Raw genomic sequence first — 6,840 nt, forward strand, 5'->3', positions numbered from 1 at the left:
ACATTCATCAACCGCTGTGGTTCCCTTACATTTTATACCGCTTCACACTGATAGTCATCCCGCTAGATCCTGCGTTATTTATAAATATGAAAGCCCGATAGCTCGCATCGGCCGTTTCAACCCATACCCCGGCTTCCTCTTTCAAAGCAAGCACGTAATTTGTTGAGCGGTCCATGTTTATTGTTTCGAAGTCCAAATCATCGATGAAGTGGCTATACTGTAGATCAGACAGTTGCCGATCGCGCAATCCATACTCTTTAATCATCTTGGTTTGGCTGGAGAAGCCGGATGGGAAAACCACATCCGGGCGGTACGCTTCGGGGGCATCTGCCGCATATAGGGCATGTGATATGTCGGCGCTGCTGTGACGGGCGTATACCAAGTCGATCTGTGATGCCAGGGAAGGATCGGCATCGAGGTCGGTTTTCGAGTAGATGACCGCTGCTTCCGAGCTGCCTCGAAACGAAATGTAGCATTGCTCGTCGGAAGTGAGCAAAAGGCTACGTGTCATATCCATCTCCGATATTTTATAAGGCCCCATTTTATACTCTGCCGATTGCCCATTACTGGCCTTCACTGAAAACACAAATGAGACCTCCTTTCCACGCGCTTCTTCCGGAATAATATAATAGAACCTCAAGGTGGCAGCACAGGTATCTGCACTGAATTGGATCGATGTGGTGCCTCCGCTCGTTTGGCTTTCCGACGCAACCAGTACCGCGACATCCTCACCACTTGCATTGGTATAATATGAATTGGGGTCGAAATAAGTGCCGGCGCCCCCCGGGATCGAGGCAACTACCTGTGCTGAGGTCAAGTTTCCTAATTCTTCAGGTAATGCCATGGCATAGGCAAATTCGATTTCCTGCCCGATGAGGTTCGGTGCGACTGGCAAGCTTCTTTTGATACAATCGTTGTTTAACGCGGTTACGGGGTCGCCGATCAGGACCATGTCATCATTACAGCCCATCCCCAAAAAGCCAAGGGCGAACAGTAATACGACATATCTATTTTTTAGTTTCATCTGATTGTAGATTTAATGTTTTATAATTTATTGCATTGGTCGCTCAACGACAAGAAATACGTATTCTTTTTGAACTTTTCTATTTCCTGAGACGACCGTATACCGCTTCGCAGCCGTGGGAAAAGCAGAGGGGTTGGCAACGATCCGCTCGCTCAACTGATCAGTCGCATTTCCAGCTGACCAATCTCCCTCTATAAAGTCGATAGGTAGCTTAGAGCCGGAAAAATCGGTCCAACCATTGTACGTTGCAATCTTCGGTGTCAGTTTCGCATCTTCAACCAAAGAAACCTGTGGCCACACGTCCGTCAACGAAGTACCAAATCGGACGTATGCAATTGCTACTTGCGCCACGGTATCGATATATGAATTACCCACGCGAATAGTTTGGTGATCGGTATCCAATAACTCGAAATTACTGACGTAGCATTCTGCTCTGTCGGTGATCAGCAGGCCATCCTCATCTACCGGAAAATCCTTACTGCAAGCTACCGAACAAAGAAGTAACAAAGAAAATATGGCTAATTTATTTACCGTCTTTTTCATGTTGAAAAATTTTTATAATATCTGCATCAATTATAACCAGGGGGCGTTTTGCGTTAAGTTCGGATTCCGGTTTCTTTCGGAAGGCGGAATACGGAACAAATACATCCGCTGATAGGACAAAAGCGACGTGTTATTGAAGTAGGTGTTTCTTAATGCCCCGTGTGTATCATACATCCTAAAACCGGGGGATGTCTGCGGAGGCAAGAAGGCCCTTTCAATCGAGCGCCAGCGACGAAGGTCGAACAAGCGATGCCCTTCGGCAAAAAGCTCGATAATCCGCTCCTGTTCAATAGCATAAAAAAACGTTTCTTTATCGCCGTATTTTTCCGGTTGTAAGGCCGGTAGATTTCCGCGATGGCGCACCTTATTGACCACTTCCAATGCGAGCCCCCCGTCTCCGGTAGGTCCATACGCTTCATTGGCTGCTTCTGCATATAACAGGTACACATCGGCCAAGCGCATCACCGGGAAATGGTAATCCCCGTCCGACCGCCCTTGACCTGCATAGTTGCGCACAAATTTCCGCATGATGTAGCCGGTTTGATCGGCATCAGCGTTGATAGCTCCGAAGCCGTCTACCGTCCCGGTTAGGGTTTTATACCTAAACTTACGGACCTGGTCAAACGAGAGGTTCAGCATCGTCACCATCGTTTCGCCATCCCATAACATCGTTGACTTCATCCGGTAGTCCCTGTTCCGATAGGACTCGGGGTTAAGCGCAGAGTTCTCGCGGGTACGCGCATCTGCTTCTGACGGATTCAAGGGGATTAGCGGCTCAGCAAAGTCGCCCGTGATAGTCGACTGATACCGATCGGCCAATTCATACCGGGGCTGCCCCCATCCTTGAGCACCTTCTGTGGCACGCGTGCCGAAGTCGCGCATCAGCTCTTCCCCTTGCCCGGTTCCTGTTCCGCCGTGGGTAAAGCCCACCATCAGCTCAGGATCAGCGTTGGCGGTAGGAATAAACAAATAATAATAGTTCGGTAAAACCTCGCTATCGCCCATCTCTCCCCAGTCTCCCGGTTCTCCGTTTCGGAACAAGGTTACTCCCGACTCTTGAATTACCTTTTTCAAGTCGGCCGCTGCGGCTTCATAAGATTCTATCGACTCGGCCGAATTGGGCGTAAAGGTATCAAGCTCGGGCCACCCCCCGCTAGGTGCCACCGGTGTACTCCATGGCCATGATGTCCGGTTCCAGCATGCCCAGTAAAGGTGGAACTTTCCACGGAAAGCCAAGGCCCCCCATTTCGTAAACCGTCCCACGGCTGCAGGCCGATCGGGCAACTTCTCCCACGCATAGGTAAAGTCGGCAAGGATCGATTCCCGTATGGTCCGGATCGATGTGCGTTCAATGTTTTCGACCTCACTATTGCTTTCAATAATCTTATCAAAATAGGGTACATCTCCCCACATGGAAATCAACCGGAAATAAATCATCCCGCGGAGCATGCGGGCTTCGCCGATAATCCCTTCGAGATTTTGACGCGATGCTTCAGTTGTCACATTGGGAAGCATGTTTTCCACGTTCTGGATTACGTAATTTGCATGGTTTACTGCAGCATACGCGTACTGGAAATAATTATCATAGGAGCTACCATACGTAGCCGATGGGCTGTTGTATGTTCCACTCCTATAAGCAATGGCGCGATCGCCCGTGGTTTGGGAGGTGCTTGCACTACTTCTGAATCGAAGATAGTCTCCCAAGCCGTCAAACATGTAATCCCTGGAGAAAATCCGTCTGGTAGCACTATACGCGCCATTTAAGGCATATTCAGCATCTGCTTCCGTTTTCCAATACAAAACCGAAGCCAACTCACCGGCCGGTACTTGGTCCAAGAGGTTATCCTTGCAGGAAGACAAGAGAATTGTACAACCCATAGCGCAAAGGAAAAAACCAACGGTATATTTTATTCGTTTCATCTTTTTTGTCTTTTTTTACACTGCTAATTTGTTGATTATAGCCCGAGACTTAGCCCCGCAGAATAAGATCGATTAATCGGGTACAAGTCTCTCGCGCTCCTTTCTTTTTCAGGATCAAGCCCCGGATAGGCTGTTAAAGTGAATAGGTTCTCTGCAGAAACATAAAACCTTAAACTAGACACGTGAATCCGGGATAAGAGCGTGGAAGGCAGTTTATATCCCAGCTGCAAATTCTTAAGGCGCAGATAGGATAAATCATACAGATAAAATGAATTATCCGAACGGTTGGTACTTGTTCCCAGCCTAGGCCAATCGGTATCCCGGTTTTCCAACGACCAGGGGTTATTCCAATGATCCCAGGTTGAAGCATAGCGCCTGTCTCCCATACTCGTGTTATTAAAGTCGGTAACCCAAAAATCCTTACGTCCGGTTGCACCGTTAAAGAGTGCGGAGAGATCAAAGCCTTTCCAGGCAGCCGCCAACGTCAAGCCGAAAGTGGTTGTCGGCCTATCTCGCTGGATATCCGGATATGCTTTACGATCTTTACCATCGATAATCCCATCGCCGTTCAGGTCTTCGCGGATGACATCACCCGGCGACAAGCCTTGAGGGGTGTGACTATAAATATCTTCCCACGTCTGTGCCATGCCTGCATCTTGATAGGCATACAAAAAGTGATACGGCATATCGATAAACACCCATCCCCGGCCAAGAAACTCATTCCATTCCTCCAGCCTTGTACGGTTGTGTGCTCCGTTAACCCCAACGGAGTAATTCACCATTCCTATCTTATCATTCCATGTGAGATTAAGTTCCATCCCCCTATTCCTCAAGTCACCAATGTTTCTCCGCGGGGCGGTGTAGGCACCTGTTAGCAACATAGACATTTCCGAAGGCCGGTTCATACCGCTCGTCAACCTATCGTAATAGTCCAGTTCGGTGGTCAGCCTATTGTTGACAAAGCCCATATCCAGCCCTATATTAAGTACCCTCGACTCTTCCCACGACAGGTCTTTATTGATCATTTTCCTGTTGACGAACCCCTTCACTACATCGTCTGCCATATAATTCATAGCGGTCAATGTCTCCAGCTGCTCGAACCTGCCCACTCCCGAGTTGTTTCCGGTGGTTCCGTATGAGGCCCTTATTTTTCCATTAGACATCCATGAATCAAGGACAGGTGCTAGGAAAGCTTCCTCTGTAAACCGCCATCCGACCGCTACAGACGGGAAGAACCCATATCTGCTGCCTTCAGCGAATTTTGACGATCCGTCCACCCGGAAGTTAAACTCAAACAAGTATTTGTCATACGCATCGTAATTGAGCCGGCCGATATAGGAGCGGAGGCCTTCCGACGCTGAGCTGCCGCTGTTACTGATCACGTTTGTCAACGCCCCGTTAATTTCGGTGATCGAAGGGTGCAAGCGGTCGTTTCTAGATGCCCCCGTAGAGCGTGTATGCCAGTATTCCTCACTATACACGAAAAGCGCATTGATATTATGGTTTTCGGCAATCGTTGTTTGATAATTCAACCTCGCGTTCAGCTGTGTTTTATAGCTGGTTGTATTATTATCGCTTACCGATGTATTGTCTGCTACATAATTCCTGCCTAAGTCGGAATCCGTCTGAAAATTATAGGCTGCACCGGTAGGCATATCGGCCCTCTTCTGGAAATAGTTGTTGTAACTCAACGAGTAGTCCAAATGGGCGGTAAAGCCTTTAAAAGGGGTAAAGTCAATATACATATTGCCGTTTACCTGCTGTTCGGTTTGGTGCGGCCGCCTTGAATTGAAATAAGCATACGGATTATACGCTTGGAGGTCCTCGCCGTAGGCCATGGCACCGCCATACCGCCCCGAAACCGGATCGTATGGCAGTACGCCTGCTATCGCGTACTGCATGTCGCCCCCTCCGGAGTCGGAAGTGTCGTTATTGGTCAGTCCGTCTGCATAGCCACTGTAGGTGAATTCAGACCAGTTTCCGTCAAAACGGGCCCCTACGGTAAACAGTTTGGAGATGTCATAATCGAAGTTAAAGCGCGTGTTATAGCGGGAATAATCATTATGCATCTGAATCCCTTTATTATCAAGGGACCCAACTGAGATATAGAAATTCGAGCGCTCTCCTCCCCCGGATGCCGACACGTTATAATTTTGCACGGATCCGTCACGCATAAACGTATCAAACCAATCGGTATTGGGATACCGCAACGGGTCGATCATTCCCAAAGCCAGCCACTGATCTATTGTTCCATCCTTAAAGATATACTGATCTCTCAACGTACCGGAGGCTGCGCGGTATTGATGAATCGTCAACGCCCGTGGATAATCGGCCATAAACTCGTACGAACGGGTAGGCCGTTCTACGGATAGCGACGAATTGAAATTGATCTGTGTCCTCTCAGCACCTTTCCCAGTACGGGTGGTGACCAAGATTACCCCATTGGCTGCGCGCGAGCCATAAATGGATGCTGAAGCCGCATCTTTCAGTACGGAAATACTCTCGATATCCGCGAAATTAATCCGATTGATATCCACATCGGGCATCCCGTCTACTACGACTAACGGAGATGCGTTATTCACGGTGCCCAACCCCCGGATTATTAACGATGCACCATCTCTCCCCGCCATACTCGTGGTTTGGGCCACCTGCAGCCCCGGGACCAACCCCTGAAGCCCGGATGAAACATTCGTTAACGACCGGCTCGTAATCTTTTCGTCGATCGTAACCGAGGCGACAGAGCCGGTCAAATTCACCTTCTTCTGCGTTCCGTACCCTACCACCACCACCTCATCCAGCGCTTGATTATCTTCGATCAATGTAATATTGAAAGAAGTTCGCCCATCGGTATTGATTTCCTGCACCAAGTATCCCGTATACGACACCTTTATAGAAGCATTCCCCCCAATCCGTAAAGAAAAACGCCCATCTGAATCAGTTGTGGTTCCGTTGGCGGTCCCAACTTCCACGATATTTGCACCGATAATCGGCGCTCCTTGGACATCTGTAATTATCCCGGTTATCTGTCTCTGTTGCTGACTCAGCGGACTTCCCACCACATACCTGGTATCAAGCGTCCGGTATCCTGACGGATACGCGCTCAGATCCAAGGACAAAAATGTGTAGGAAAGCAAAAGAAATAAGCTCATTTTTTTCACCATGAGCACATGTTTTCGATCAGTGAGGGATATATCCCTCTTCACAGCGTGCTTATCCATATTTTTTTAAGATTTGATTTATTTAATTTTTATCCGATTAAATTTTCCTCTTCCATCGGCACTCCTATTCGCTTGCCGATCTAAAAAAATTGGTTCTATGACGATTTGTATGGCTAAATTAGCTGATCAACCAAA

At 48.4% G+C, this 6,840-nt stretch carries 4 protein-coding genes; all 4 read right to left on the reverse strand.

Translation table 11 applies throughout. The annotated features are described in order from the left end of the window. Positions 1–25: 25 nt before the first annotated feature. The 4 genes from NGM62_RS18190 to NGM62_RS18205 are packed head-to-tail and all read right to left on the reverse strand — an operon-like array spanning position 26 to position 6,705. Entirely contained in the window at positions 26–1,024 is a 999-nt protein-coding gene (locus NGM62_RS18190) for a DUF4466 family protein (protein ID WP_262249717.1), read from the reverse strand. Between the two features lie 27 nt (positions 1,025–1,051). Then, positions 1,052–1,567, reverse strand: coding sequence for a hypothetical protein (locus NGM62_RS18195; RefSeq protein WP_262249718.1), 516 nt, complete (start codon positions 1,565–1,567; stop codon positions 1,052–1,054). Positions 1,568–1,597: 30 nt separating this feature from the next. Continuing rightward, positions 1,598–3,487: a RagB/SusD family nutrient uptake outer membrane protein gene (locus NGM62_RS18200; protein WP_262249719.1), complete on the reverse strand. Its 1,890-nt coding sequence runs from the start codon at positions 3,485–3,487 to the stop codon at positions 1,598–1,600. 35 nt (positions 3,488–3,522) lie between these two features. After that, complete coding sequence (locus tag NGM62_RS18205) at positions 3,523–6,705, reverse strand: SusC/RagA family TonB-linked outer membrane protein (protein WP_262249720.1); 3,183 nt, start codon at positions 6,703–6,705, stop codon at positions 3,523–3,525. Between the last annotated feature and the right edge of the window lie 135 nt (positions 6,706–6,840).

The organism is Parapedobacter soli (assembly GCF_025460835.1).
Taxonomy (GTDB): domain Bacteria; phylum Bacteroidota; class Bacteroidia; order Sphingobacteriales; family Sphingobacteriaceae; genus Parapedobacter; species Parapedobacter soli.